The following is a 25624-nucleotide window of genomic DNA, read 5'->3' as shown; positions in this document are numbered from 1 at the left end:
CATCCATCGGATCAACGGCAAAAAGGCGCTTCGCATGGCGGCACAGGACGACGCAGCCCATCTCCACGCCGAACACTCCGAGGAGCGGACGGCCTCGAAATTCGGCCTGCTCGACGCCGACGAGAACCTGCCGCAGTACCATATCGAGGCACAGGCCTCCCTGGTGGACCGCCCCTTACGCGCCCTCAAATACGGCGAAGCCTTCGCCGTTCTCGACAGCTACGGCGACATTGGTTGGACGCCGGGGCCGGAGGGCCTCTACTTCCAGGACACGCGCTACCTCTCGCGCCTCGCGCTGACGATCGAGGACGAGCGGCCGATGATGCTCTCCTCGGCGATCCAAGACGACAACGGGGCGCTCAGCGTCGATCTCACCACCCCCGACATCCGCCTCGACGCGGGCGACGAGACCGCGATTCCCCGCGAGCTGATCGCCATCGAGCGCACCAAGTTCCTGTTCAAGGGTGCCTGCTACGACCGGATCGGTCTGCGCAACTACGACACCCGCCGACGTCACCTGCGCATCGGCGTCACGTTCGACGCCGACTACCGCGACCTGTTCGAGGTGCGCGGCTCCGACCGGACCAACCGCGGCAAGCGCACGGTCGAGCGCCGCAGCGAGGCCGAGGTGCAGTTCCGCTACGCCGGCCTCGACGAGATCGTGCGCACCACCTCGCTGCATTTCGGGCCGAAGCCGCACACACTGGAACCGGGCAGGGCCGAGTTCGTGGTCGAGCTGGAACCCGGCGCCAACACCTCGCTGTTCATCCGCGTGGTCTGCCAATCGCACCGCGCCTATACCAGCGCGCCAGGGCCCGAGAAGGCCGGCGAGTCCGCGGCCGCGGCCCTGTCGCGGGCGGCGGGCAGCCTCGCCGAGCAGCCTGACCGGCATTTGAGCGAGGGGCGCGTCTTCGCCCGCGCTTATCGCGACAACCGCCGCGACCAGCGCCAGATCACCGCCGGCATCACCACGATCATCTCCTCGAACGACCAGTTCAACGAGGGGCTCTGCCGCGCGACGGCCGACCTCTACATGCTGGCGACCCGGACGCAGGAGGGCATCTACCCGTTCGCCGGCATCCCCTGGTACTCCACCGTGTTCGGGCGCGACGGCATCATCACGGCGATGATGGCGCTCTGGATCGATCCGAATTTCGGCAAGGGCGTGCTGCGCTTCCTCGCCGCGACGCAGGCCAAGACCGTCGATCCGGCCGCCGACGCCCAGCCCGGCAAGGTGCTCCACGAGACCCGCCGCGGCGAGATGGCAATGCTCGGCGAGGTGCCCTTCCGCCACTATTACGGCACCATCGACGGCACGCCGCTCTTCGTGATGTTGGCGGCGCAGTATCACGAGGTCACGGGCGACCTCGACACGATCCGGGCGATCTGGCCGCAGCTCAAGCTCTCGCTCGAATGGATCGACCAGTACGGCGACCGCGACGGCGACGGCTTCGTCGAATATGCCCGCGAGACCGAGCAGGGCTTGGCCAACCAGGGCTGGAAGGACAGCCACGATTCGATCTTCCACGCCGACGGCGCCATGGCCAAGGGGCCGATCGCCCTGTGCGAGGTCCAGGGCTACGTCTACGCGGCCAAGCGCGGCGCGGCACGACTCGCGAGATTGCTCGGCGAAGACGATCTTTCAGCCCGCCTGTCCGCAGCCGCCAACACGTTGCGCGAAAACTTCGACAAGGCGTTCTGGTGCGAGGAGATCGGCACCTACGCGCTCGCCCTCGACGGCGCCAAGCGCCAATGCGCCGTGCGCTCGTCCAACACCGGCCACGCCCTGTTCACCGACATCGCCCTGCCGGAGCGGGCCGCGCAGGTCGCGGCGCAGCTCCTGTCCAACGACGGCTTCAACGGCTGGGGCATCCGCACCATCGCCAAGGGCGAGGCGCGCTACAACCCGATGTCCTACCACAACGGCTCGATCTGGCCGCACGACAACGCGATCTGCGCCCTCGGGCTCGCCCGCTACGGCCTCAAGGAGGAGGCGGCGCGGGTGTTCGAGGGGATGTTCGACACGAGCCTCTACTACGACCAGAAGCGGCTGCCGGAGCTGTTCTGCGGCTTCATGCGGCGGCGCCAGCGCGGGCCCGTGAGCTATCCCGTGGCCTGCTCGCCGCAGGCCTGGGCGGCGGCGGCCCCCTTCGCCTTCCTGGCTGCCTGTCTCGGGCTCGAAATCGACCACGCCCGCAACCGCATCCGCTTCCGCAACCCGGTCCTGCCGCGCTTCCTCGAAGCGGTGGAACTGTTCAACCTCAAGCTCGGCGACGCGCGGGCCGACATCCGCCTTCACCGCCACGGCGGCGACGTGACGGTGTCGGTGACGCGGCGCGTGGGCGACGTGCAGATCGCGATGCTGAAGTAGGTTTTTTGGCAAGCGACCGGGCGGCCTCGTCTGTTCGGGGACGCCCGGTCGCCATCCCCTGACGAAAAACGAAAAATGCGCCGCCCCCGCGAGGGAGCAGCGCATTTGCAGACGAGCCTTTTTCCGCGAGACGGCGGAAGGGCCGAGACGCTTAGCGCGGCGCCAGGATCATGATCATCTGGCGGCCTTCGAGCATCGGCTCGCTCTCGACCTTGGCGATCTCCTGAGTCTCCTGCTTCACGCGCTCCAAGAGCCGGAGGCCGATATCCTGGTGGGCGATCTCGCGGCCGCGGAAGCGGAGGGTGACCTTGACCTTGTCGCCTTCCTCGAAGAACCGCTGCACGGCCTTCATCTTCACTTCGTAATCGTGCTTGTCGATGCCGGGGCGGAGCTTGATCTCCTTCACCTCGACCGTCTTCTGCCTCTTGCGCGCCTCGTTCTGCTTCTTCTGTTCGTTGAAGCGGAAGCGCCCGTAATCGAGGAACTTGCAGACGGGAGGGACCGAATTCGGCGCGATTTCGACGAGGTCGAGGCCGACCTCCTCAGCCATGGCCAGCGCGTCGAAGAAGGGCACGACACCCCGGTTCTGCCCATCTTGGTCGATGAGCTGGACGTCGCGGACGCCGCGTATGTCCCGGTTTGCGCGCGGCCCGTCCTTCTGCGGGGCCGGCATGGCTCTCATTGGTCTGCGAATGGCTCAGTTCTCCTGTATCAACGACAAAACGGCAGCCTGAGAGCCACCGCGTCTGGCGAGCCCCGGCCACCGATTGATCCGGCTCGGCCGGACGGCACTAACTTGGCAAATCTTCTTGCCGAGTCAACTCGCGGGACTGATTTCGGTTCACCCTGTCACGTTTTCGCTCGGTTCAGAAGGTTGGCATAGACGTTCAAGGTGCCGTCGATCATGCGGTCGAGCGAAAAATTCGCCTCGACATGGGCTTGCGCCCGGCGGGCGAGCCCGTCGCGGGCGCTGGCGCCGAGCGACAGGGCCTCCTTCAGCGCCTCGGCCAGAGCTGCGGCATCGCCGGGCGGCACCCGCCAGCCGGTGCGCTGGCCGGGCTCGACGTCGGGGGGGGCCAGCACGGTCTCGGGCACGGCGCCGAGATCGGACACGACCACGGGGATGCCGAGCGCCTGCGCCTCGACCGCCGAGCGGCCGAACGCTTCCGGCTCCACGGAAGGCACCGCGACGACGGAGGCCGCGCGGAAGGCTGCCGGCATGTCGCTGCAGTGCCCGACCCTGCGCACGATGCCCGACAGGCCACGCGTCTCGATCAGCGCGTCGAGCTCGCGCTCGTAGGCGTGACGTCCCTGCGGATCGCCCGCGAGCACGACGGCGAAGTCGGTGAGGCCGAGATCGCGCAGCCGGGCGGCGGCCTCGATCAGCACGCGCTGGCCCTTCCAGGCCGTGAGCCGGGCCGCGAGCAGCACGACCCGCTCGTGCGGCGCCACGTTCCAGGCCCGGCGCAGGCTCTCGACCCGTGCCGCCGCGACCGCCGACGGCGTGAACGCCGCCAGATCCGTACCGCGGTGGATCACGCTGATCCGGCCGCCGGCCTGGTCGGGATGGGTCCGGCGGATCAGGTCGGCGGTGTAGTGCGAGTTGGCGATCACGACGTCGCCCCGCGCCATCACCGAATTGTACAGAACCTTGACGCTGGTCCGGCCCGAATAGCTGCCGTGATAGGTCGTCACGAAGGGCAGCTTCAGCCGGCGGGCCGCGCCGAGGGCGACCCAGGCCGGGGCGCGGGAGCGGGCGTGCAGGATCTGCACGTTCTCCCGGCGGCAGAGCCGGACGAGGCGCTCAACGTTGAGCGCCATGGCGAACGGGTTCTTGGTGTTGGCCGGGAACGGCACCCAGATCCCGCCCTTGGCCTGCAACTCGCCGACGAGCCGCCCGCCTTCCGTGGCCACGAGCGGCCGGGCGCCGGCCTCGGCGAGGGCGGCCGCGACGTCGACGGTGGTGCGCTCGGCGCCCCCCGCCTCCAGCGCCGGGATGATCTGCAGTACCGTGACGCCCGCCAGCGGCGACGCCTCGGACAACCGCACAGGGCCGCCGGACAGGCTGCCTCCGTTCATCGCGTCACCCGTAGCGGGACGGTCGCTTGGAATTGGGTCATGAGGTAAGGATTGTCCCCGCGGCTTTACGGTTCGGTAAACGAAGCGTCGCCGCGTTGTTTCAGAATCACAGGATATTGCGCCCCAGTGAGCGATCCGGAGACTTCGCCGGGCGAATTGCCCCTCGTGACGCTCGACATCGAAGGCGCCTCCCCACGCCGGCTGGCGGTGCGGGTCCGAGAGGGCGAGGGGCCGCCCGTAGTCTGGCTCGGCGGCTTCCGCTCCGACATGCGGGCGACGAAGGCCGCCGCCCTCGACGCCTGGGCCGCGGAGAGCGGCCGGCGCATGGTGCGGTTCGACTATTCCGGGCATGGCGAGTCGGAGGGGCGCTTCGAGGATGGCACCATCTCCGATTGGCTCGCCGATGCCTGCGCCGTCATCGACCGCTACGCGAACGAGCGGCCGATCCTCGTCGGCTCCTCCATGGGCGGCTGGATCGCCTGCCTCGTCGCCCGCGAGCGGGCGCGGCGCGCGGCGGATCTCGGCGGGCAAGTTGGCGGGATGGTGCTGATCGCCCCGGCCCTCGACTTCACCGAGACGCTGATGTGGGACGCCTTCCCGCCCGAGGTCCGGATGACCCTGGAGCGCGACGGCGTATGGTATCGGGAGACGCCCTATGCCCCGAAGCCCGACCCGATCCGCATGGCGCTGATCGAGGATGGGCGGCGTCACCTGTTGCTGAACGCGGCCCTGGAGCCGGGCTGCCCGGTTCACATCCTCCAGGGCATGGCCGATCCGGACGTGCCCTATCCCCATGCCCTGCGGATTTTGGAGCGCCTGCCCGCGCAGGGGACGAGGTTGACGCTGATCAAGGATGGCGACCACCGCCTGTCGCGGCCCGAGGATATCGACCTCCTCGTGCGCACGGTCGCGGCGATGGCATGAGATGTGTACCCGCCGAGCGGCGGGGAGACGACTCCAGAGTTCGTCCCGGATATCGGACCCGGGACGATGCTCTCGCCTTTTGTTTTTACATCAGCTTCTTCCGAAAGCCGGCAACCCGCTTTCGGGATGATGTTCTAGTGAAGGCTCACCGGGTAGAGCTGGTGGGCCATGGCGTTCGCCACGGCGACCTCGCGGGAATCGGTGAGCAGGATCGGCGCGCCGCTCGCCGAGAGCAGGGCGAACAGGTCGAGGCCGGGGCTCATCTCGGGCGCCTGAGGGAACAGGTTGCGCACCTCGTCCGAGCGGATCGGGCGGACATAGGCGATGTGCCCTTCGCCGAGTGCGGCGAACTCTGCCGGATCGACGGCAGGGTTGGCAGTCGTATCGATGGTCAGGTCGTTTGTGGCAGTGGTCATGGAATGCCCTCCTTCCGAGGCAGAGCGTTGAACCGGATATGGTCCCGCACATCGGCAGCGACAAATCCGGGATGGGGTGGAGGCCCGAGAGACGGGCGGTGGAGCCTGCGATCCATCGACGCGGATCGCCCGCGTCGCCACTGGGTTGAGCAGGTCCGGATCGCCCCGCAGGATCAGGGATCCTTGGCGGCGATCGCGATCTTGCGCACGATGCGCTCGGGCTCGGGTCGTGCTAGATCGATCGCCAGTAGCCCGTTCGACAGCTCCGCGCCCAAGACCTCCATGCCGTCGGCAAGAAGGAAGGCCCGCTGAAACTGCCGCGCCGCGATGCCGCGATGCAGGTAGTGACGGGACTTGTCGTCGACCTGCCGCCCCCGCACGACCAGTTGATTCTCCTCCAGGGAAACGTCGAGCTGATCCTGCGTAAAGCCGGCCACGGCGAGCGTGATCCGCAAGCGTTCGGGCTCGCGTTCGCTGCGGGTAACACGTTCGATGTTGTAGGGCGGATACCCGTCGCTGGCGGCCTTCGAGACACGATCGAGTGCCTGCTCGATCTCGTCGAAGCCGAGCAGGAATGGATACCCGAACGGGGACGGCCGCGTCATCGTCGCTCAAACCTCCGGCGAGGCCCTGGGGGATCGAACGGCGTCGAGCCCTTGGCGGCACCTCGCGGTCTCGAGCCCGCCTCGCGGCAGCGCTCTTAGCTCAGGATATGGAAAGTGGGCGGATACCGATCAAGGGTGGTCGGCTGCGCGGGCGGTGAAGCACGGGGAATGGGGATTCGGGATAAAACGGCAACTGCGCCGGGATAAAAGAGAAATCCCAATCCGAGTGCCGGCTTTCTTCAATAGTTTGGAATTGCTCTGAAATTCTTAGCAAACCTTGATCAACACCCTGCTTGTCGGATAGGCACGCTCCGGAAACGTACACGGTGCTGTCGGAAGCGCTGGGCGTGACCTTTGCTGTATCCGCACATCGCCATGCGGCGGAGACCGCGTCACGGTGATCCCGCTTCGGATGACGGCGCCTCTCGGTGCCGTCGAAACCACGGCGAAGCGAATGTCGGCGGGACAGCGGCAGTCCTTCGGCCTTCGGGTCAAGCGGCCCGCGCCGGATCTCCGGGGCGGCGCGAGATTGGGGAGATGAGATCGTCGTGATTCAGGAAGGCTGGGGAATGAGCGATGCAGGGCCGGGACGCAGCGGGATCGGGGGACGCCTCGTCGCGAGTGCCGCCCTCGCCGCAGCGCTGATCACCGCGATCCCCGCCGCGATGGCACAGGATGCGACGCCGCCGGCCAAATCGGACGCCCCTCCCCTGAAGATCGAGCTGAACCGGCTCGAGCCCGCGGGCGAGGCCTGCCGCACCTACATGCTCGTCGACAACAGCCGCGGGCCCGCGCTGAAGTCGCTCAAGGTCGATCTGTTCGCCTTCGACACGGAGGGCGTCGCCCAGAAGCGCCTCGCCGTCGAGTTGGGCCCGGTGCAAGAGAAGAAGACCGTGGTGCGGCTCTTCGACTTCGCCGGCCTCTCCTGCCCGAAAATCGGCCGCCTTCTGCTCAACGACGTGCTCGCTTGCGAGGGCGGTGACGCCACCCGCGAGACCTGCCTGGAGCGGATCGAGCCCGCCACCAAGACATCGGCCGCCTTCGATCGCTGAGGCCGGCCGCGTCCGTCCCACCGGTTCGACCGGGTGTGACGGACGCATATTGGAGCCACGAGGAGTCACACATGGATCCGACGTCCGTGCCCGCCGAGGCGGTCGCTGCAGCCCACGACATGTCGTTCATCGGTCTGTTCCTGCAGGCCGACCCGATCGTCAAAAGCGTGATGATTCTCCTCGTGGTGGCCTCGCTCGCCTGCTGGACCGTCGTCTTCGAGAAGATCGTGCGCCTCTCCGCCGCCAAACGGCAGGCCAAGGCCTTCGACGCGATGGTCCGCTCGGAGGGCACCATCGATACCGGGCAGAAGGGCATCTCCGGCCACGTGATCAAGGCGGGGCTCGACGCGTGGCGTGACCAGGATCCGAGCGAGAGCCGGGCCGAGCGCCGCGAGCGGATCGAGCGGGCGATGAAGGGCGCGCTCAGCCTGGAGGTGAAGCGTCTCCAGAGCGGATTGCCGCTGCTGGCGACCTCCGGTTCCACCGCCCCCTTCGTCGGCCTGTTCGGCACGGTCTGGGGTATCATGAACTCGTTCTCGTCGATCGCGAAGAGCCAGGACACCAGCCTCGCGGTCGTGGCGCCCGGCATCGCGGAGGCGCTGTTCGCCACCGCCATCGGCCTCGTCGTCGCGATCCCGGCGGTGATGGCCTACAACAAGCTCTCGGGTGACGTCGCCCGCATCCAGTCGAGCTTCGTCTCCTGCATCTCGGTGCTTGGCAACCGCCTCGCCCGTGACCGCGGTCCCCACGCCCGGGCCGCGGCGGCCGAGTAATCCGCTTCTTCGCCGACTCCTGAAACCTTCGCGGCGCCCGCCTCAGCTCGGCGGGCCGTCGCCGACACCCGGAAGGGCGAAGCCATGGCCATGGGAACCGCGCGTTCGGCGAGCGACGACGAGGACGGCCTCGACGCCACGCCGATGTCCGAGATCAACGTCACGCCGATGGTCGACGTGATGCTGGTGCTGCTGATCATCTTCATGGTGGCCGCGCCGCTGATGACGACGGGCGTGCCGGTGCAACTGCCGAAGACGACCGCCGCCAAGGTGGCGCAGTCACAGAAGCCGCTCGAAGTCTCCATCGACAAGGACGGCAATCCGTTCATCGCCAAGGACGGCTTCACGCCGGAGACGATCCTGCCGCGCCTGAAGCAGCTCAGGGCGGAGAACCCGGATCAGGTCGTGCTCGTGCGCGGCGACCGGGACGTGCCCTACGGCCGGATCATGGAAGTGATGGGCCTCGTCGGTCAGGCGGGCTTCACCAAGGTCTCGCTGATTGCCCAGTCGGCGGGTGGCGCGCCAGCCGCAGGGACGCCCCGTTAAGCCGATGGCCGCTCCCAAGCCAGCTCCGAAGGCCGCCCCCATGCCGCCGATGCAGGCCCCGATATCTGCTCCGATGCCGGCTCCCGTGCCCGCTCATGCCGGGCAGGGATTACCCTCGGGCCCTTCCGAGGGAGGCGGCCAGGGGCGCCTCACGGTCGCCTTCGCCCTGGCCCTGGCCCTGCACGCCGCGGGGTTGATCGGCATCACCTATCTGCATCTGACCCCGCCCGCGCCCCCGGGGGATCAGGAGATCACGATCGATCTCGCGCCGCAGATGGCGGAGGCCGAGACCCAGGCGCCTGCCGAGTCGCAGCGGGTCGAAGAGATTCCCGAGGAGGCCAAGCCCGAGGGCGAGCCGGAGACGGCCGAGCCGGTCGAGACACCGGACGAGGTGAAGCCCCCGCCCCCCCCGGAGATGACGGAGGTGATGCCGGAGGAGGTACAGCCGCCGCCTCCGCCGCCGGAAGCCGTGACGGAAGTTCCGCCCGACACGGTTCCCCCGCCGCCGGAGGAGCAGATCATCGCCTCCGAGGCGCAGGAGGCGGAGCCGCTGGCGCCGCCCCCGCCCGTGGTGGCGAAGGCCCCGGAGCCGCCCAAGCCCGATCCCAAGATCGAGGAGCGCCGCAAGGCCGAGCTGGAGAAGAAGCGCGAGGCACGCCGCAAGGAGATCATCGAGAAGAAGCGCGAGGAGGCGCAGAAGGAAGCGCGGATCAAGGCCGCCAAGGCGAAGGCCGAGCGTGACGCCGCCCGGCGTGCCCAGGCGGCGCAGGTGGGCAATTCGCAGCGCAACTCCGCCGCCACCTCGCGCCAGAGCGCGACGGGCACGGCCGCCGCGGCCAACGACCCCAACGCCATGGCGGCCTGGAAGGGCTCCATCGCTGCGACGATCCGTGGCCGGATGAACCGTGAAGCCGCGGCCGGCACCAGTGGCGGCGTGGCCACCGTGCGCTTCACCGTGAGCCGCTCCGGCGCGGTGAGCGGAGCGTCTCTGAGCAGCAGCAGCGGGATCGGCGCCATCGACAGCGCCGCGCTCGCGGCGGTGCGCGGCAGCTTGCCGCCCGCCCCCGCCGGCGTAACGCAGTCGAGCCTCCCGGTCACCGTACCGCTGCGCTTCAGCCCAGGACGTTAGGCCGGCATCGTTCTCCCATCCGCCGCGTTGTCCCGCTCACACCGGACAGCGCGGCGGATGACCATCTTCTTCACGAGCGACACGCATTTCGGCGACCCCCGGATCCTGCGGATCGACCGGCGCCCCTTCGCGGATCTGCCGTCCCACGACGCGGCCCTCGTCGAGGCCTGGAACGCCGTCGTCGGGCCGGACGATACCGTCTGGCATCTCGGAGACTTCGCCCTCGGCCCTCCCCCGGAGCGCATCGCGGCCCTACTCGGCGCGCTCAACGGCCGCAAGCACCTGATCGTCGGCAACAACGACGGCCCCGCCACCCTCTCGGCGCCCGGCTGGACTTCGGTGGCGCATTACGCGGAGACCGAGGTCGAGGGCCGCCGGCTCGTACTGTGCCACTACGCCTTCCGCACCTGGAACGGCCTCGGCCGCGGCGCGATCAACCTGCACGGCCATTCCCACGGCCGGCTCAAGCCGATCCCGCGACAATACGATGTCGGCGTCGATGCGCAGGGCTTGGCGCCGGTCACCCTCGACCAGATTTTCGTCTCGCGCCGCGGGCGTGTGTCGGGGACGGCGCGCCAAAACCGCGCCGGGCAGGATCTCCGTCGCCAAGATCTCGGTCAAAAGGAGTCCACCGAGGGATAGGGGTGTCGATCGAATCCCAGTGCGCCGAATGTTCCACCAAGAATCGTCCGGGAAGCCTCCAAGAATCTTGGCAGATCCTGCAGGCCAGTTTCGGAACCATCGGCTTAGCGTCACCGTTCAAAAGCCGACACGAGCGACGACGCAGTGGCCGGATCGGTGAAGACACTGTGATGGCCGCGTGCTGAACGCTCCTTAACCTTATCATGACTTCGGTCGAACAAAGTCGGTCTGCCCCATGCGTCACCTCATGCGACACACCGTTTTCGCCGGCCTTGCGGCCTCCCTCGTCGGCGTCTCCCTGGCTTCCTCCGCGCTCGCGGCGCCGGGCTGCCTCGATGGCCGCCGCAAGATCCAGGAAGCCAGCGCTCTGCGCTATCAGGCCCGCCAGGAAGCACAGCTCGGCAATCACGACCGGGTTTGCGACACCCTCGACGAGATCGGCGACCGCTACCACGAGGCGCAGGACGCCTTCGAGGATTGCGGGGCCGACATCGTGTCGATCGATCTGCGCAGCGAGCTCCGCTCCCTGCGCGCCGCCAAGCAGGTCAACCGCTGCGACTGACCGCGGCCGGCCCCGCGCTCCCGGCGGATCGAGACTGCCTCTAACCCGATGCTGCCAAAGCCGGATCCGTCCGCGGTTTCGAGTGTGGTCCCGCACCGCCAAGCGTCACTGTGAAGCGCAGATTCACTGCAATCGAACCGATCGCTTCGCGCCGGAAAACTCCTCTTCTTCCCTCAGGGTCTTGCCATGATCGCCACCGACAACGCCCTCCGTCAGCCCACCGCCGACATGCAGACCGGCCCTTCCTTCGCCGCGGCCCTGTTCGGCTTCCTCGGCAGCACCGTTGCGACGACGATGGTGATGTTTCTGCTCAGCAGCAGCGTCTGATCCGGCTTCCGCTCAGATCCAGGCGGGGACCGGTCAGCAAGCCCGCGCGGTGCTCGCACGAGACACGACATCGTGCCCTGCGAAGCGAACGAGCGGATTTCCTGAGGCCTGCCTCAAGGGATCAGGACTGGCCTCAGGGGGCGACCGACCAGAGGCGGCTACGCGAGAACAGCATCTCCGGATTGCCGACTTGGTTCGCCGTCTTCGGCACCGGGCAGCGGGGCGTTTCAGGGCGGGGTGCTACGACGACCGCCGCCTGAGCGGGCGGCACGAGGCCGAGCCGCATTTGCACCGCCGGGTGCCGGGCAGCGGTGATGGTGACGACACCGGCGATGATGCAGCCGGCCATCAATCCGAGAAAGAAATTCGTCATCTGAAGCGGGTTCCGGACCCGATGTGGCACGGACTGGCCATAACGGCCGCCACGTCGAAGCACTCACCCCCTTTCGGGGCGCCAATACGGCAGAACGCTCGCATACCGGCTTTTAACAAAAACGATGCATTGATTCGCCTGCGATCGGCCGAGGGCGGCGCAGGGAGAACACTGACGATGCAGTACGCGGCCAATGCCTATGCGAAGGCTTCGCGCGTGGCGCTCTCCCCTCGGGAAGCCGAGGCGGCCGTTCTGCTGAAGGCCGCCGGCCGTCTCCAGTCCCTCGGCTCACAGATCGAGGCGGGGCCGGCGCTCAACGACGCGCTGACGTTCAACCAGCGTGTCTGGACGATCCTGGCCTCCGCCGCGACCGAGCCGAACAGCCCGCTCCCCACCGAGGTCCGCACCGGCATGGCGCAGCTCTCGGCCTACGTGTTCCATACGATTTTGGACACGATGATCGAGCCGACGGCGCAGAAGATCGAGTCGCTCGTCTCGCTCAACAACCACATCGCCGCGGGGCTTCAGGGCGACGCCGGGCCGGGGGTGTAAAGGCCGGCTTCCAGAAAACCGAATCGCTTCAGAGCTGCCGGAGCGGATCGCCTTCGGCAGCGGCGTACCGTCTGGGCCGCTGACCATAGGCCGACGCGGCGCGCGCGTGCCCGCACGTCCGGTCCCGTCGGATGGCTGGTCATACCAAATCCGCCATCCCGAAGGGATCGAGCGGATTTGGTATCAGGCCGTCTTGGCGATGCGCTCGCCCGGAGATGGCGCTGCTTCCCGCGCGTAGGCCCGCGCCTTGAGGATCACTTCGTCGGGGATCTGCATCACGACATCGCCGGTCTGCGGATCGGTGACACGGAAAACGAGGCTCTGGCTGTCCGCATCGCGGGTATAGGCACGCCGCTCCGGCTCGGACGGTTTCGTGTCCGCACTCTCGGGGCTCACGGCGACGGTGACCGCGGGATCGAGCACGCGGGAGGCGGGCGCCTCGTCGCGAACGGTCTCCGCGACCGGTCGGACGGGGGTGATGGGGGCGGTGGAGACGGGCGGCGTCGAGGCCGCGGCCCTGATCGGGTCCATGGCTGCATTCCTTCGGTTCCGGCGCGAGGCCGGACCTCAGGAGATTGCGCGCGTCGCTACCGGAATCTTAAGGCCCGCCGCTTGTCCCCCGGGAATGCCGGCCAGCCTCACCGATCCGTAACGATGACCTGAAGAATTTTCGCGAATTCGCATCAAACGATAGGTTTTGCGAGGATGGTCGCCCGCCGGGCGGCCATCCCGTATTCGGCGCGCGGCTTACTCCGCCGCGTCGACGTAGAGCTTGCCGCCCTCCTCCAGGAACTCCTGCGATTTGGCCGCCATGCCGGCCAGGCGCTCGGCGTCGCTCATCGGCTGGGCTTGGCCGATGACGATGCCGGCCTCCTCCATGGCGAGCACGTCGGCGCGCAGATCCTGCGTGATCTTCATCGAGCAGAATTTCGGGCCGCACATCGAGCAGAAATGGGCGACCTTGTGCGCGTCCTTCGGCAGGGTTTCGTCGTGGTAGGTACGCGCCGTGTCGGGATCCAGCGAGAGGTTGAACTGGTCCTCCCAACGGAAGTCGAAGCGGGCGCGGCTAAGGGCGTCGTCACGGAGCTGCGCCGCGGGGTGGCCCTTGGCGAGGTCGGCGGCGTGCGCGGCGATCTTGTAGGTGATGACGCCGGTCTTCACGTCGTCGCGGTTCGGCAGGCCGAGATGCTCCTTCGGCGTGACGTAGCAGAGCATGGCGCAGCCGAACCAGCCGATCATCGCCGCGCCGATCCCGCTCGTGATGTGGTCGTAGCCCGGCGCGATGTCGGTGGTCAGCGGGCCGAGCGTGTAGAACGGCGCCTCGCCGCACTCAGTCAGCTGCTTCTCCATGTTGATCTTGATCTTGTGCATCGGCACGTGGCCGGGGCCCTCGATCATGGTCTGGCAGCCCTTGTCCCAGGCGATCTTGGTGAGTTCGCCGAGCGTCTCCAGTTCGGCGAATTGGGCCGCGTCGTTGGCATCCGCGATGGAGCCGGGGCGCAGGCCGTCGCCGAGCGAGAACGACACGTCGTAGGCCCGCATGATGTCGCAGATTTCGTCGAACCGCTCGTAAAGGAACGACTCGCGGTGCCCGGCGAGGCACCACCGCGCCATGATCGAGCCGCCGCGCGATACGATGCCGGTGGTGCGCCGCGCGGTGAGCGGCACGTGGGCCAGCCGCACGCCGGCATGGATCGTAAAGTAGTCGATGCCCTGCTCGGCCTGCTCGATAAGCGTGTCCTTGAACACCTCCCAATCGAGCTTCAGCGGGTCGCCGCCGACTTTCTCCAGCGCCTGATAGATCGGCACGGTGCCGATCGGCACGGGCGAGTTGCGCACGATCCACGAGCGGATGTTGTGGATGTTGCGGCCCGTCGAGAGGTCCATGACCGTGTCCGCACCCCAGCGGATCGACCAGACCAGTTTTTCGACCTCCTCGGCAGCCGACGACGTGACGGCGGAGTTGCCGATGTTGGCGTTGATCTTGACGAGGAAGTTGCGGCCGATCGCCATCGGCTCGAGTTCGAGGTGGTTGATGTTGGCCGGGATGATGGCCCGCCCGCGGGCCACCTCGTCGCGGACGAATTCGGGCGTGATGAAGGGCGGCACCGCCGCGCCGTAGCTCTCGCCGTCGGCGAGCGCGGCCTCGGCGCGCTCCAGCATCTGCGCGCGGCAGGCATTCTCGCGATGCGCCACGTAGATCATCTCTTCCGTGATGATCCCGGCGCGGGCGAACTCGTATTGCGTGACCAGCTGCCCCGGCTCAGCCCGGCGGATCGTACGCTCGGCGGGGCACGGCGCCACGAGCTTGTCGGCGGCGGCAAAGCCGTTGTCCTCCGGCTTCACCTCACGCGGCTTCACGGCGGCGTAGCCGCGCCCGACGATCCACGGCTCGCGGACCGGGGCCAGACCCTTCTCGAGATCGATGCCCGCATCGGTCTCGGTGTAGGGGCCCGACGGGTCGTAGACCCGCACCGGCTCCTCCTTCGGGTCGGAGAGGGCGATCTCCCGGTAGGGCACGCGGATGTCGGGGCGGCCGGGCGCCTCGGCATAGACCTTGCGCGAGCCCTGCACGGGGCCGGTGGTCACGCTGGCGGGATTGCCGTTGGGAAGATCTTTGGGACGGACGGGTGCGTTCATCGCTGTCGCTCCTGATAGGGGAGGCGACCCGTGGTCCCGACGATGGTGCGGCTGGCCGATGCTGCTTGTGAGCAGCGGCCACTGGTTCCCGTCCCTCCGCCGGTACGAGCCGGATCAGGTTCAAGGGTCAGGGCGCCTGCCCACTCTCAGCCCCATACGGGGCCCCCCTCGGAACGATTCCAGCCTCTGCTTCGGCGCGATCCTTGTCAATGCATCGCCGGAACGGGCCGATTCGGAGGAAAGATTTTTTGTTTCGGAACTGGCCCGGTGTCACGGCGGGAAAGCTTGACCGATTGCCGCGGATTCGAGCCACGGTTTCGACGAAAAACTCACCAATTGAGCCGGGAAGCCTCCTTTGGCGACCCCGCGCTGCGGCTTGGGTGTGGATGACGCCCGGTCGGCGGGTGGCCACGCGCCCGCCTTTTCGCGACACACGATGGCGATGAGCACGGTCGTCCCTTTCCGCCGCCCCCCTGCCCCCGCCACGCCGGTCCGCTCCGGCTGCGACGTTGCGGCTGTCGCGGGCGACCTCCTGGACGTTCTCGATCAGCTTGAAGGGCTGGTGGCGCGGGCGGCCGGCATGGACCGGCCCCGGATCGAGGTGGAGCGCAGCGTGCAGCACCTGCTCGATGCGATCAGCGCCGTCGAGCGCGCCTCCGACACCCTAGGCGAGGGCAGCAGCATCTCCGAGCCGGCCTGAGCATTCAGGCGCCGTCGGCCTTCGGCCGGGTTTCGCGCGTTTTTGCTTGTTCCCAGCTCACGCGCTGCATCGACATCGCGCGTGGCAACGGCTTCGCAGCCCGGTGCCGGGAAAGGCAGGACCGTTCACGCCCCGGCGTGCAGCACGCTCGCCATGATCGTCCCGTAATGGCAGGCGGTCGCGGCCAGGACGAAGGCGTGCCAGATCGCGTTCTGGAACGGCAGGCTGCGCCAGACGTGGAAGACCACGCCGCCCGAGTAGAGCAGGCCGCCGATAGCGAGGAGCCAGAGGGCGGACGGGGTGAGCCCCGAGATCACCGATTCGTAGGCGAGGACGCCGCTCCAGCCGAGCATCAGGTAGAGCACGATCGAGACCCGGTCCCAGCGGCCGGGCATCAGGATCTTGATGGCGATGCCGGTGAGGGCGACCGTCCAGATCAGGGCAAGCAGCGTCCAGGCGACGGGGCCGGAGCCGACCAGCGCCACCACCGGCGTGTAGGTGCCGGCGATCATCAGATAGATGAAGGCATGGTCGAAACGGCGCAGGATCCACTTGCGCGGGCTCACCGGCCACATGTTGTAGGCGGCAGATGCGCCAAGCATCGCCAGCAACGCGGTGGCGTAGACCAGCAGAGAGGCCCGTTCGATCCACCCGAGATGGTTGAGGGCTGCCATCGCGATCAAGCAGATCGCGCCGAGAAACCCGAGGGCGATACCTGCGATATGGACTACACCGTCCGCCCGCAATTCACTGGGCGTGTAGTTCCATGTCAGCGCAAGCGGGCGTCCGTCCTCGGCCAGAAACATCCTCTGCTCCTGTGTTGGCGAGGTATTTAATTCTATAGAGCGGCGAGTCGTTCCATCGTCGGACTACCGAGGGCAGAGTCTTCCACCGAAATTGCTGTGACGACGACTGGAGCCCACCTTTTGCGCTGCAAGGTACACCGCTTTCTATGCTGCATCGCAGTCGGCCAAGGTTCCATTCCGAGCCTTCCCCCAGCATCCAAGCCGATCGCGACGGTTTCATGAACCGGGCGCGGACGCCGAGCAGGTTTCGCGCCAAACCACTGGAATGCCGCGGAGCCGTTTCAGGCGCCGCGGCCGGCGAGCGCTTCCAGCCCGATCGGCACCTCCGCCCCCGTGGGCGCGGAGGCGGCGGGCACGCCGAGGCTGAGGCGGGCATGGACGGTGGCCATGATCAGCACCGCCATGGCGAAGACCTGATGCGCCAGACCCGCCCAGAGCGGCACCTGCAGGAGCAGGGTCGCGATGCCGAGACCCATCTGTGCCGTTGCCAGCGCCGCCACGCCCATCGCCCGGCCCGCCGCGGCGCTTCTGGGCGCCGTAAGCGCGGCCTGGACCGCGTGGGCGATGGCCGCCAGCACCACGAGATAGGCGAAGAGGCGGTGGTTGAACTGCACCAGGGCGAGGTTGTCGATGAAGTTCTCGATGAAGGGCACCTTGTCGAACAGCATCCGGGCCGGCGGCACGAGAACGCCGTCCATGTCCGGCCACGTGTTGTAGAGCAGGCCCGCCTTCGAGCCGGCAACGAGCCCGCCGAGCCAGATCTGGACCAGCACCAGGGCCGGCAACAGGCAAGCGACGACCCGCACCGGTTCGGGCGCCGGAGCGAGCGCCCGCGGGCGGGTGCCGGCGGCGAGCCAGACGAGACCGGCGAGGATCAGACTCGCGGTGGTGAGGTGGAGTGCGAGCTTGAGCGGCGCCACCGCCGTCATGCCGGGCTGGAGGCCCGAGGCGACCATGATCCAGCCGATGGCGCCCTGAAGCCCGCCGAGCAGGCCGAGGCCGAGGAGGCCGGTGAGCAGGCGGCGCCCGAGCATGCCGCGGGCCCAGAACCACGCAAACGGCAGGAAGAACACGAGGCCGACGATCCGCCCGAGCAGGCGGTGCCCCCATTCCCACCAGTACAGCGTCTTGAAGCCGTCGAGCCCGATGCCCTGGTTGAGGATGCGGAATTGCGGCGTGTCGCGGTACTTGTCGAACTCCGCCGCCCAGTCGGCGGCGTCGAGTGGCGGGACCACGCCGGTCACGGGCCGCCACTCGGTGATCGAGAGGCCCGAGCCGGTGAGCCGCGTCGCGCCGCCGACGGCGACCATCGCGACGACGAGCACGGCGAGCCCATAGAGCCACGCGCGCACCGCACCGTGTCCGGGGCGGTAGGAGGCCGCCGGAACGGCGTCGAAGCGGTCGAGGGTCGGGTTCGTCGACAGTCTCATGGTCTCGCGCGTCAGGTCCGGCGGCCGGGAACGTTCGGGTGTGGCTTACGGGAAGCGGGACCCCGCGCGCAACGCGAGCTATGACGCATGCAGGGGGATCGCCTGAGGCGATCCCCCTGTTTCCTGCCAGCCTCAGTCGCCGGCGCCCGCCTCCGCAGGTTCATGCTTTCGCTCCGCTTGACGCCTTGGCTGAGCCGAGGCACGCGCCGCGAAGCCGCATTCCGCGACTTCGAGCGATCGCCCCGTGACGCAGGCTTCCCGCATTGCGGCGTCCGAACAGGACCGGTACGACCCGTCCTGGCGCGTGGACCGGCGCGCCGTCCTGACACGAGAGATCGAAGGCCCCCATGCGCCGCCGCACGCGCACCCTGCTCGGAACCTTCGGGATCCTGGCCTTCGTGATCGTCTACGCGCCGCTGGCCATGGCGCTTGCCGACAGCCGCATCTCGGAAACCCATCCGGCGGTGCAGACGGTGATATACTCGATCCTCGGCATCGCCTGGATCTTCCCGCTGATGCCGCTGATCCGCTGGATGGATCGGCCGGACGATTAGGGATTAGAACACGCCGGGCCCCTTTTTTCGCCGTACTCCCTGGCGAAAAGGCGAGACGTCTTACGCTCAAGGTTCGCTTCCGAAGGTCGCCCGCCGCCCATGCGCCCCTCCTCGCGCCGTCCCGCGCTTTCGTTCCGTCCGCACCTCCTCGCCGCCTCGTTGATGCTCGCCGCGCCGCTGGCCGCCGAAACCGCTGCCGCGCAGGGGACGCCGCGTTCCATGGCGGAATGCGAGCGGCTGAAGAACGATCTCGCCTACAACCAGTGCCTCGCCATGTTCGGCCCGCCCGCCCGGAACGTCGCCAGCGGTGGCGGCTATGTCAGCGGCAACGACGCCTCCACCACCTCCTCGGTCGCCTCGACCGCGACGATCCCCGGCATTCCCTCGATCGAGGAGCCCGATGTCGAGCCGGCGCGGCGCCGCGGACGGCGCTCCGGCCGGCGCGGCCGGGCCAGCGCCAGCTTCGATGTCGGCAGCGCCGATGCCGGTGCGGGGGAGTCGGAGGGCGGCTCGTCGCGCTCGCGCCGCCGCCGCCGCTGAGGCGGCCTATCCTCACGCCACGTTGAGCCGCCGCCCGCGGTTCCAGGCCAGGAACGGCACGCCGGACAGGAGGCTCGCCAGCGCGGCCTCACTCTGGTGCAGCCCGTTCACCGAGACCCGCGGCAGGGCGTGGCAATGCTCCACGTGCCCTGCGAACAGGTGGCCCGGCCGGGTCGTCACCGCGGTGGCGAAACCTAGTTTTTTTGCGGTTTCGAATTCCCGCGTCCCGGCCGAAGTCGGATCGCCCACCGGATAGGATAGGTGGCGCACCGGGCGACCCAGCTCCGCCTCGATCCGCGCACGGCTCTCGGCCATCTCCCGCTGCGCGAAACCGGCGTCGTGCTTGGCGAGCATCGGGTGCGAGAGCGTGTGCGCGCCGATGCAGACGGCCGGGTCGCGGGCGAGGTCGCGCAGTTCCTCCCAGGTCAGGCAGAGTTCGCGGGCGAGCCCGCCCGGCTCGAACCCGGCCTCGCGACAGAGGCGGGCGATTTCTTCGAGCAGCACCGGCTCCGGGCCGGCGCGCAGGGCGCGGTAGACCGTCTCGAAGGCGGTCGTCTTTTCCGCATTCGTGCGGGCAGGCAGGACGAGGCCGGAGCCGAGCCGCACCGCGTCGAGCCGGGCCACGGCCCGCTCCAGTTCGAGCCACCACAGCCGCCCGCGCCCCTCGGCGAAATCGCTCGTCACGAACAGCGTCCAGGGCGCGCCGTGCCGTGCCAGCACGGGCCGGGCGTGCTCGACATTGTCGCGGTAGCCGTCGTCGAAGGTCAGCACCGCGAAGGGAGGCCCAGAATCCGAGCTTGCGAGCCGCTCGGTGACTTGGTCGAGGCCGATCAGTTCGAAGCCACGGGCGGCGAGCCCCTTCAGCGTCCGTTCGAGAAAGGCGGGGGTGATCGACAAGAGAGCGTTCGGCGCGAAACCCGGCACCGGCTCGGGGCGGACATGGTGGAAGGTGAGGATGATCCCGCGCCCGCGGGTGGCGGGGGCGAGCCAGCGGTCGGCACCCGTGGCGGTGATCGCCCGAAAGCCGGCGCGGAACAGGCGGTGTCGTGTGCGGGGCGACAGCATGGCGCGTCAGGACTCGGGGCACCGGGCGATCCCGGCATCGCCTTGATCCTAGCGGCCGACGCGAAAAGCTTTCGTTACCCATCCCCGCAGATCGGCCGCCGGCATCAACCGAGGCTTGAGGACAGACCGGGCAGGATCGCCCGCAGGCGATTTTGTGGGGCTGTCCGTCCTGGCCGTGACGGGCGCCCGCAACGGGGGATGTGGGAATGGCGGCTCTCGCCGAAGATCTGGGGCGCCCCGTGCGGGCGGAGCTGCGGGGCCATGGCGGCCTCACCGCGGAGGTGTTTTCCGATCTCGCCGCGGTCGAGGGGCTGTGGCGAGGCTTGGAATCCAATCCGGCCGTCCTGATGACGCCCTACCAGCGCTTCGACTGGGTGGCGGCGTATCTCGGCGCCGGGATCGATGCCGGTGAGGAGACGCGCATTCTCGTGCTCCGCGACGCGCATGGACGGGTGCGGCTTCTGCTCCCGTTCGCGATCGGGCGCCGCGGTCCGCTGCGGGTCGCGCGGGTGGTCGGCGACCGGCACGCCAACTTCCACATGCCGCTCTTCGCCTCCCGCGAGGCGGCGGCGATGCCGGCCGAGGATCTGACCGAGGCGCTGGTCCGGGCCGGCCGCGCGGCGGGCATCGATGCCTTCGCGCTCCGCAACCAGCCGCGCGTCTGGGACGGCACCCCGAACCCGTTGGCCGGAGGCGGCCTGCCGGCGCCGAGCGACGCCTACGGCATGCTGCTCGGCCCCGATACCGAAGCGACCCTGCGCCGGGTGTTCAGCGGCGACACCCGCAAGAAGCTGCGGGCCAAGGAGCGCAAGCTCGTGGAATTTCTGGGCGCCGTCGAGCACCGCGTCGCCGAGACGCCGGAGGCGGCCGCCGAGATCCAGGCGGCGTTCTACGCGCAGAAGGCCGCGCGCTTCGCCGATCTCGGTGTCGCCGACCCTTACGCGGATGCCGAGATCCGCCGCTTCATCGCCGCCGCCACCGTGCCAGGCGCGGAGGGCCGCGCGGCGGCGATCGAGACCCACGCCCTGGTGGCGAGCGAGAGCGGACGTATCCTGGCGACGTTCGGTGGCGCGGTGGACGGTGCCCGCTTCTGCGGGATGTGGACGTCCTTCGACACCGACCCCGAACTTGGCCGGTTCAGCCCCGGCGAGATCCTGCTGCACCGGCTCGTCGGCGATCAGGCCGCGCGGGGCCGCAGGGCGCTCGACCTCGGCGTCGGAGAGGCCGGCTACAAGGCCAAGACCTGCGACGAAACCATCGAACTCGTGGAGCAGATCGTGCCGGTGAGCCCGGCGAGCCACGCCCTCGTGCTCGCCTCACGGCTGGCGGTGCGGCTCAAGCACCGGATCAAGCGCTCGCCGCGGCTCTGGGCGGCGGCCCAGAACCTGCGTCGGCGGCTGCGGCGCTGAGCCGAGGCGGCTCAGAAGCCGCGGCTGGCGATCGAGGGCAGCGAGGGCTGCGTGTAGGCGCGGTTCACGTCCCGGCGGGTCTGGGTGCCGTTGGTGTCAGACGAATGGCGGTAGTTGCTGGTCTCGAAAGCCGAGGCCAGGCCGGGGCCGCCGGAATCGGTGCTGTTGCAGGCCGACAGCCCGCAGGCGAGGACGGCGGCGGCGAGGACGAGCAGCGTGGAGCGCATCGGGACTTCCTGTCGAAGGCGGGGCAGCCCCGCGGGTCGTGACGGCAGGCCTGCCGCGCCCCGCCGCCCCTCGGCAAGGAAAAAGTCGCGGCGCGGGAGCGTTGCGGTGCGATCCCGCGCCACCTGTGACCTATTCGGCGTGACTACTCGGCCGCGGCCTTGAGGTAGCGGGCCGGGTCGTAGTTGAGGATCGGCCCGAGCCAGCGCTCGACCTCGGCGATGTCCATGCCCTTGCGCCCGGCATAGTCCTCGACCTGATCCCGCTCGACCTTGGCGACGCCGAAATAGTGTGCGTCGGGATGGGCGAGGTAGAGGCCCGAGACCGAGGAGCCCGGCCACATGGCGTAGGACTCGGTGAGCTTCACGCCGATGCGGCTCTCCGCCTTGAGCAGGTCGAACAACTGCACCTTTTCCGTATGGTCGGGCTGGGCCGGGTAGCCCGGCGCGGGCCGGATGCCGTCATACTTCTCGTGCACCAGTTCGTCGGGCGTGTAGCTCTCGTCTGGCGCATAGCCCCAGAACTCCCTGCGGACGCGCTCGTGCATCCGCTCGGCGAAGGCCTCGGCGATGCGGTCGGCGAGGGCCTTGACGAGGATCGAGCGGTAATCGTCGTTCGCCCGCTCGAACCGCTCGGCGATGCGCACCTCTTCCAGCCCCGCCGTCACGACGAAGGCGCCGACGTAATCGGCGATGCCGGTCTCGGCCGGCGCCACGAAGTCGGAGATGCAGGTGTTGGCGCGCCCGTCGCGCTTCGAGAGCTGCTGGCGCAGGCCGTGGAAGGTCGCGAGCGTCTCCCCCCGGCTCTCGCCGGTATAGAGCCGGATGTCGTCGCCGACGCTGTTGGCCGGCCAGAAGCCGATCACCGCCTTCGGGTTGAACCAGCGCTCCTCCACGATCTGCTTGAGCATCACCTGCGCGTCCTCGAACAGCGCCCGCGCCGCCAGGCCCTGCTCGGGATCGTCGAGGATCGCGGGGTAGCGGCCCTTGAACTCGTAGGTCTGCAGGAACGGCGTCCAGTCGATGTAGGGGACGAGGTCCGCCACCTCGTAGGAGCCGTAGACGCGGGTACCGGTGAAGCTGGGCTTGGCCGGCTTGTAGGCCGACCAATCCACCTTGAAGGCATTCGCACGCGCCTTGGCGAGCGGCAGGCGCTGCTTGTCGGCCTCCGAGCGGCGGTGCGCATCGGCAACCTTGGCGTATTCGGCGCGCACCTTCTCCACGGTGGCCCCGCGGGTCTCCTTCGAGATCAGGCTCGAGACCACGCCGACGGCCCGGCTGGCATCGGTCACGTAGACCGCCTGCCCCTTGGCGTAGGCCGGGTGGATCTTCACCGCCGTGTGCACGCGGCTGGTGGTGGCACCGCCGATCAGGAGCGGCATCTCCATGCCCTCGCGCTCCATCTCGGCGGCCACATGCACCATCTCGTCGAGCGAGGGGGTGATGAGGCCCGACAGGCCGACGATGTCGACGTTCTCGCGCCGGGCGGTCTCGAGGATCTTGGCCGCCGGCACCATCACGCCGAGGTCGATGATCTCGTAGTTGTTACAGGCGAGCACGACGCCGACGATGTTCTTGCCGATGTCGTGGACGTCGCCCTTCACGGTCGCCATCAGCACCTTGCCGGCGGCCTGGCGCTTGCCGTCGCCGCCATTGGCCCGCTTCTCCTCCTCCATGAAGGGTTCGAGATAGGCCACCGCCTGCTTCATCACGCGGGCGGACTTCACCACCTGCGGCAGGAACATCTTACCCGACCCGAACAGGTCGCCGACCACGTTCATGCCGGCCATCAGCGGGCCTTCGATGACGTGGAGCGGCCGCGCGACCTCTTTGCGCGCCTCCTCGGTGTCGGCGACGATGTATTCGGTGATGCCGTTGACCAGCGCGTGCTCGATGCGCTTGGCGACCGGGGCCTCGCGCCAGGACAGGTCGGCGGTCTTGGCCTGGGCCGAGGCGCCGGTCTTGAAGCGCTCGGCGGCCTCCAGCAGGCGCTCGGTCGAGTCGTCGCGCCGGTTGAGGACCACGTCCTCGCACAGCTCACGGAGTTCGGCCGGAATCTCGTCGTAGACGGCCAATTGGCCGGCATTGACGATGCCCATGTCCATGCCCGCCTTGATGCAGTGGAACAGGAACACCGCGTGCATCGCCTCGCGCACCGGCTCGTTGCCGCGGAAGGCGAAGGACAGGTTCGAGACGCCGCCGGAGATGTGGGCGTGGGGCAGCGTCTCGCGGATGGTGCGGGTCGCCTCGATGAAGGCGACGCCGTAGGGGTTATGCTCCTCGATACCCGTCGCCACCGCGAAGATGTTCGGGTCGAAGATGATGTCTTCGGCTGGGAAGCCGATCTGCTCGGTGAGGATCGTGTAGGCCTTGGTGCAGATCTCGACCTTGCGCTCGTAGGAATCGGCCTGGCCCTGCTCGTCGAAGGCCATGACGACGACCGCCGCGCCGTAGGAGCGGCAGATCTTGGCAGCTTCGATGAACTTCGCTTCGCCCTCCTTCATGGAGATCGAGTTCACGATCGGCTTGCCCTGGATGCACTTCAGGCCAGCCTCGATCACCTCGAATTTCGAGGAATCGACCATCACCGGCACGCGGGCGATGTCAGGCTCGGCGGCGACGAGGTTGAGGAACTCGACCATCGCCTTCTCGCTGTCGAGCAGGCCCTCATCCATGTTGACGTCGATGACCTGGGCACCGGCCGCGACCTGATCGCGGGCGACGTCGAGCGCGGCGGCGTAGTCGTTGTTGGTGATGAGCTTGCGGAATTTGGCCGAGCCGGTGACGTTGGTGCGCTCGCCGACGTTCACGAAGGGGATCTCCTTCGTCAGCACGAAGGGCTCGAGGCCCGACAAACGCATCAGGCGCGGGATCTCGGGAATCGCGCGCGGAGTCTTGTCGGCGACGGCTTCCGCGATGGCACGGATGTGGTCCGGCGTGGTGCCGCAGCAGCCGCCGACCATGTTGACGAGGCCAGACGCGGCGAACTCGCCGACGAGCTTGCCCATGGCCTCCGGGCTCTCGTCGTAGAGGCCGAACTCGTTGGGCAGGCCGGCATTCGGATAAGCGCAGACCAGCGTGTCGCAGATGCGCGACAGCTCGGCGATGTGGCCACGCATCTCCTTGGCGCCGAGCGCGCAGTTGAGGCCGAAGGTGAGCGGGCTCGAATGGCGCAGCGAGTTCCAGAACGCGGCCGGCGTCTGGCCCGAGAGGGTGCGGCCGGACAGGTCGGTGATGGTGCCGGAGATCTGGATCGGCAGGCGGATGCCGGTCTCGTCGAACACAGCCCAAGCGGCGGCGATCGCCGCCTTGGCGTTCAGCGTGTCGAAGATCGTCTCGATCAGGATGAGTTCGGCGCCGCCGTCGATGAGGCCGCGCACCTGCTCGATATAGGCCTGCTTGACTTGGTCGAACGTCACGGCGCGATAGCCGGGATTGTTGACGTCCGGCGAGATCGACAGCGTGCGGTTGGTCGGGCCGATGGCGCCGGCCACGAAGCGGCGGCGGCCATCCTGCTCTTCCGCGAGTTTGGCGGCCTCGCGGGCGAGCCGGGCGCCCTCGGCGTTCAGCTCGTGGATGATCGATTCCATGCCGTAATCGGCCTGGGCGATCGTGGTGCCGGAGAAGGTGTTGGTCTCGCAGACGTCGGCGCCTGCGAGGAAGTAGTCGAGGTGGATCTGCCGGATCGCGTCGGGCTGGGTGAGGATCAGGAGGTCGTTGTTGCCCTTCTGGTCGTGGCCGTGATCCTTGAAGCGCTCACCCCGGAAATCCTCTTCCGTGTACTTCAGCCGCTGGATCACCGTGCCCATCGCCCCATCGAGGACGAGGATCTTCTCCGAGGCGCGCTGGCGCAGCGCGCGCTCGATCTCGGTGCCGTCGACGGGGGGGAAAGCGGTCATGTCGGA

The 25624-nt window shown here is 68.5% G+C and carries 26 protein-coding genes and 1 riboswitch; of the genes, 14 read left to right on the top strand and 12 right to left on the bottom strand.

The features are described 5' to 3' along the window. Positions 1-34 precede the first annotated feature (34 nt). Entirely contained in the window at positions 35-2371 is a 2337-nt protein-coding gene (locus tag J2W78_RS20365; RefSeq protein ID WP_253373419.1) for an amylo-alpha-1,6-glucosidase, read from the top strand. 151 nt (positions 2372-2522) lie between these two features. Here J2W78_RS20365 and infC read toward each other — a convergent pair whose 3' ends face one another. After that, entirely contained in the window at positions 2523-3044 is a 522-nt protein-coding gene (infC, locus tag J2W78_RS20360) for a translation initiation factor IF-3 (protein ID WP_003602674.1), read from the bottom strand. 176 nt (positions 3045-3220) lie between these two features. Then, complete coding sequence (locus J2W78_RS20355) at positions 3221-4450, bottom strand: glycosyltransferase family 4 protein (RefSeq protein WP_253373418.1); 1230 nt, start codon at positions 4448-4450, stop codon at positions 3221-3223. Positions 4451-4576: 126 nt separating this feature from the next. On the opposite strand from J2W78_RS20355, the gene J2W78_RS20350 reads away from it, so the two are divergent. Next, positions 4577-5374, top strand: coding sequence for an alpha/beta hydrolase (locus J2W78_RS20350; RefSeq protein ID WP_253373417.1), 798 nt, complete (start codon positions 4577-4579; stop codon positions 5372-5374). A 134-nt stretch (positions 5375-5508) separates the two neighbouring features. On the opposite strand, the gene J2W78_RS20345 is transcribed toward J2W78_RS20350, so the two are convergent. Then, the gene (locus J2W78_RS20345) at positions 5509-5790 is read right to left on the bottom strand and encodes a DUF1150 family protein (RefSeq protein ID WP_253373416.1); all 282 of its coding nucleotides are present in this window, start codon (positions 5788-5790) and stop codon (positions 5509-5511) included. Positions 5791-5963: 173 nt separating this feature from the next. Then, positions 5964-6395 carry an Hsp20 family protein gene (locus J2W78_RS20340; RefSeq protein ID WP_003602681.1) on the bottom strand — a complete coding sequence of 144 codons (432 nt, stop codon included), beginning with the start codon at positions 6393-6395 and terminating at the stop codon, positions 5964-5966. A 569-nt stretch (positions 6396-6964) separates the two neighbouring features. On the opposite strand from J2W78_RS20340, the gene J2W78_RS20335 reads away from it, so the two are divergent. From J2W78_RS20335 to J2W78_RS20305, 7 genes are all read left to right on the top strand, one after another. Further along, positions 6965-7447, top strand: coding sequence for a Tat pathway signal protein (locus J2W78_RS20335; protein ID WP_253373415.1), 483 nt, complete (start codon positions 6965-6967; stop codon positions 7445-7447). Positions 7448-7518: 71 nt separating this feature from the next. Beyond that, entirely contained in the window at positions 7519-8220 is a 702-nt protein-coding gene (locus J2W78_RS20330) for a MotA/TolQ/ExbB proton channel family protein (protein ID WP_253373414.1), read from the top strand. Positions 8221-8304: 84 nt separating this feature from the next. Beyond that, positions 8305-8766: a protein TolR gene (gene tolR, locus J2W78_RS20325; RefSeq protein WP_253373413.1), complete on the top strand. Its 462-nt coding sequence runs from the start codon at positions 8305-8307 to the stop codon at positions 8764-8766. A 40-nt stretch (positions 8767-8806) separates the two neighbouring features. Beyond that, entirely contained in the window at positions 8807-9895 is a 1089-nt protein-coding gene (locus J2W78_RS20320) for an energy transducer TonB family protein (protein WP_367399389.1), read from the top strand. 57 nt (positions 9896-9952) lie between these two features. After that, on the top strand, positions 9953-10537 hold the full coding sequence (locus tag J2W78_RS20315) for a metallophosphoesterase family protein (protein ID WP_253373411.1): 585 nt from the start codon (positions 9953-9955) through the stop codon (positions 10535-10537). 235 nt (positions 10538-10772) lie between these two features. Further along, positions 10773-11099: a hypothetical protein gene (locus J2W78_RS20310; RefSeq protein WP_253373410.1), complete on the top strand. Its 327-nt coding sequence runs from the start codon at positions 10773-10775 to the stop codon at positions 11097-11099. Positions 11100-11285: 186 nt separating this feature from the next. Next, a complete protein-coding gene (locus J2W78_RS20305; protein ID WP_253373409.1) occupies positions 11286-11426 on the top strand; it encodes a hypothetical protein in 141 nt (46 codons plus the stop codon). Positions 11427-11559: 133 nt separating this feature from the next. Here the strand turns inward: J2W78_RS20305 and J2W78_RS20300 are convergent, their stop codons facing one another. Beyond that, positions 11560-11799: a hypothetical protein gene (locus J2W78_RS20300; RefSeq protein ID WP_253373408.1), complete on the bottom strand. Its 240-nt coding sequence runs from the start codon at positions 11797-11799 to the stop codon at positions 11560-11562. 177 nt (positions 11800-11976) lie between these two features. Between J2W78_RS20300 and flaF the strand changes: the two genes are divergently transcribed. Further along, complete coding sequence (gene flaF / locus J2W78_RS20295) at positions 11977-12351, top strand: flagellar biosynthesis regulator FlaF (RefSeq protein ID WP_253373407.1); 375 nt, start codon at positions 11977-11979, stop codon at positions 12349-12351. A gap of 183 nt (positions 12352-12534) precedes the next feature. Here flaF and J2W78_RS20290 read toward each other — a convergent pair whose 3' ends face one another. Both J2W78_RS20290 and thiC read right to left on the bottom strand, forming a co-directional pair. Next, positions 12535-12882, bottom strand: a complete 348-nt coding sequence (locus J2W78_RS20290; RefSeq protein WP_253373406.1) for a flagellar protein FlaG — start codon at positions 12880-12882, stop codon at positions 12535-12537. 216 nt (positions 12883-13098) lie between these two features. Then, positions 13099-14991, bottom strand: a complete 1893-nt coding sequence (gene thiC, locus J2W78_RS20285; RefSeq protein WP_253373405.1) for a phosphomethylpyrimidine synthase ThiC — start codon at positions 14989-14991, stop codon at positions 13099-13101. Positions 14992-15065: 74 nt separating this feature from the next. Further along, a riboswitch (TPP riboswitch) is annotated at positions 15066-15170 on the bottom strand. Between the two features lie 257 nt (positions 15171-15427). On the opposite strand from thiC, the gene J2W78_RS20280 reads away from it, so the two are divergent. Then, a complete protein-coding gene (locus J2W78_RS20280) occupies positions 15428-15691 on the top strand; it encodes a hypothetical protein (protein WP_253373404.1) in 264 nt (87 codons plus the stop codon). 125 nt (positions 15692-15816) lie between these two features. Here the strand turns inward: J2W78_RS20280 and trhA are convergent, their stop codons facing one another. Together trhA and J2W78_RS20270 are read right to left on the bottom strand one after the other, a co-directional pair. Next, complete coding sequence (gene trhA, locus J2W78_RS20275; RefSeq protein WP_253373403.1) at positions 15817-16497, bottom strand: PAQR family membrane homeostasis protein TrhA; 681 nt, start codon at positions 16495-16497, stop codon at positions 15817-15819. Between the two features lie 281 nt (positions 16498-16778). Further along, positions 16779-17927: a COX15/CtaA family protein gene (locus J2W78_RS20270; RefSeq protein ID WP_253373402.1), complete on the bottom strand. Its 1149-nt coding sequence runs from the start codon at positions 17925-17927 to the stop codon at positions 16779-16781. A 347-nt stretch (positions 17928-18274) separates the two neighbouring features. Between J2W78_RS20270 and J2W78_RS20265 the strand changes: the two genes are divergently transcribed. Together J2W78_RS20265 and J2W78_RS20260 are read left to right on the top strand one after the other, a co-directional pair. Beyond that, positions 18275-18481, top strand: a complete 207-nt coding sequence (locus tag J2W78_RS20265; protein WP_009863569.1) for a DUF2842 domain-containing protein — start codon at positions 18275-18277, stop codon at positions 18479-18481. A 99-nt stretch (positions 18482-18580) separates the two neighbouring features. Then, complete coding sequence (locus tag J2W78_RS20260; protein WP_253373401.1) at positions 18581-19021, top strand: hypothetical protein; 441 nt, start codon at positions 18581-18583, stop codon at positions 19019-19021. A 12-nt stretch (positions 19022-19033) separates the two neighbouring features. Here the strand turns inward: J2W78_RS20260 and J2W78_RS20255 are convergent, their stop codons facing one another. Beyond that, positions 19034-20086: a polysaccharide deacetylase family protein gene (locus tag J2W78_RS20255; RefSeq protein WP_253373400.1), complete on the bottom strand. Its 1053-nt coding sequence runs from the start codon at positions 20084-20086 to the stop codon at positions 19034-19036. Between the two features lie 206 nt (positions 20087-20292). On the opposite strand from J2W78_RS20255, the gene J2W78_RS20250 reads away from it, so the two are divergent. Next, positions 20293-21495: a GNAT family N-acetyltransferase gene (locus J2W78_RS20250; protein WP_253373399.1), complete on the top strand. Its 1203-nt coding sequence runs from the start codon at positions 20293-20295 to the stop codon at positions 21493-21495. 11 nt (positions 21496-21506) lie between these two features. On the opposite strand, the gene J2W78_RS20245 is transcribed toward J2W78_RS20250, so the two are convergent. Continuing rightward, on the bottom strand, positions 21507-21722 hold the full coding sequence (locus tag J2W78_RS20245; RefSeq protein WP_253373398.1) for a hypothetical protein: 216 nt from the start codon (positions 21720-21722) through the stop codon (positions 21507-21509). A gap of 143 nt (positions 21723-21865) precedes the next feature. Then, positions 21866-25618: a methionine synthase gene (gene metH, locus J2W78_RS20240; RefSeq protein WP_253373397.1), complete on the bottom strand. Its 3753-nt coding sequence runs from the start codon at positions 25616-25618 to the stop codon at positions 21866-21868. Positions 25619-25624: the final 6 nt, after the last annotated feature.

The organism is Methylorubrum extorquens, from assembly GCF_024169925.1.
GTDB classification, from domain to species: domain Bacteria; phylum Pseudomonadota; class Alphaproteobacteria; order Rhizobiales; family Beijerinckiaceae; genus Methylobacterium; species Methylobacterium extorquens_A.
Note: the sequence above shows the minus strand (reverse complement) of the source record. Positions and strands in the feature narration are given on the sequence as shown.

Excerpts from the sequence above, each read along its gene's own strand:
- J2W78_RS20365 (WP_253373419.1), top strand. The coding sequence starts at position 35 with ATGGCGGCACAGGACGACGCAGCCCATCTCCACGCCGAACACTCCGAG.
- infC (WP_003602674.1), bottom strand. The coding sequence starts at position 3,044 with ATGCCGGCCCCGCAGAAGGACGGGCCGCGCGCAAACCGGGACATACGC.
- J2W78_RS20355 (WP_253373418.1), bottom strand. The coding sequence starts at position 4,450 with ATGAACGGAGGCAGCCTGTCCGGCGGCCCTGTGCGGTTGTCCGAGGCG.
- J2W78_RS20345 (WP_253373416.1), bottom strand. The coding sequence starts at position 5,790 with ATGACCACTGCCACAAACGACCTGACCATCGATACGACTGCCAACCCT.
- J2W78_RS20340 (WP_003602681.1), bottom strand. The coding sequence starts at position 6,395 with ATGACGCGGCCGTCCCCGTTCGGGTATCCATTCCTGCTCGGCTTCGAC.
- J2W78_RS20335 (WP_253373415.1), top strand. The coding sequence starts at position 6,965 with ATGAGCGATGCAGGGCCGGGACGCAGCGGGATCGGGGGACGCCTCGTC.
- J2W78_RS20330 (WP_253373414.1), top strand. The coding sequence starts at position 7,519 with ATGGATCCGACGTCCGTGCCCGCCGAGGCGGTCGCTGCAGCCCACGAC.
- tolR (WP_253373413.1), top strand. The coding sequence starts at position 8,305 with ATGGCCATGGGAACCGCGCGTTCGGCGAGCGACGACGAGGACGGCCTC.
- J2W78_RS20320 (WP_367399389.1), top strand. The coding sequence starts at position 8,807 with ATGCCGCCGATGCAGGCCCCGATATCTGCTCCGATGCCGGCTCCCGTG.
- J2W78_RS20315 (WP_253373411.1), top strand. The coding sequence starts at position 9,953 with ATGACCATCTTCTTCACGAGCGACACGCATTTCGGCGACCCCCGGATC.
- J2W78_RS20310 (WP_253373410.1), top strand. The coding sequence starts at position 10,773 with ATGCGTCACCTCATGCGACACACCGTTTTCGCCGGCCTTGCGGCCTCC.
- J2W78_RS20305 (WP_253373409.1), top strand. The coding sequence starts at position 11,286 with ATGATCGCCACCGACAACGCCCTCCGTCAGCCCACCGCCGACATGCAG.
- J2W78_RS20300 (WP_253373408.1), bottom strand. The coding sequence starts at position 11,799 with ATGACGAATTTCTTTCTCGGATTGATGGCCGGCTGCATCATCGCCGGT.
- flaF (WP_253373407.1), top strand. The coding sequence starts at position 11,977 with ATGCAGTACGCGGCCAATGCCTATGCGAAGGCTTCGCGCGTGGCGCTC.
- J2W78_RS20290 (WP_253373406.1), bottom strand. The coding sequence starts at position 12,882 with ATGGACCCGATCAGGGCCGCGGCCTCGACGCCGCCCGTCTCCACCGCC.
- thiC (WP_253373405.1), bottom strand. The coding sequence starts at position 14,991 with ATGAACGCACCCGTCCGTCCCAAAGATCTTCCCAACGGCAATCCCGCC.
- J2W78_RS20280 (WP_253373404.1), top strand. The coding sequence starts at position 15,428 with ATGGCGATGAGCACGGTCGTCCCTTTCCGCCGCCCCCCTGCCCCCGCC.
- trhA (WP_253373403.1), bottom strand. The coding sequence starts at position 16,497 with ATGTTTCTGGCCGAGGACGGACGCCCGCTTGCGCTGACATGGAACTAC.
- J2W78_RS20270 (WP_253373402.1), bottom strand. The coding sequence starts at position 17,927 with ATGAGACTGTCGACGAACCCGACCCTCGACCGCTTCGACGCCGTTCCG.
- J2W78_RS20265 (WP_009863569.1), top strand. The coding sequence starts at position 18,275 with ATGCGCCGCCGCACGCGCACCCTGCTCGGAACCTTCGGGATCCTGGCC.
- J2W78_RS20260 (WP_253373401.1), top strand. The coding sequence starts at position 18,581 with ATGCGCCCCTCCTCGCGCCGTCCCGCGCTTTCGTTCCGTCCGCACCTC.
- J2W78_RS20255 (WP_253373400.1), bottom strand. The coding sequence starts at position 20,086 with ATGCTGTCGCCCCGCACACGACACCGCCTGTTCCGCGCCGGCTTTCGG.
- J2W78_RS20250 (WP_253373399.1), top strand. The coding sequence starts at position 20,293 with ATGGCGGCTCTCGCCGAAGATCTGGGGCGCCCCGTGCGGGCGGAGCTG.
- J2W78_RS20245 (WP_253373398.1), bottom strand. The coding sequence starts at position 21,722 with ATGCGCTCCACGCTGCTCGTCCTCGCCGCCGCCGTCCTCGCCTGCGGG.
- metH (WP_253373397.1), bottom strand. The coding sequence starts at position 25,618 with ATGACCGCTTTCCCCCCCGTCGACGGCACCGAGATCGAGCGCGCGCTG.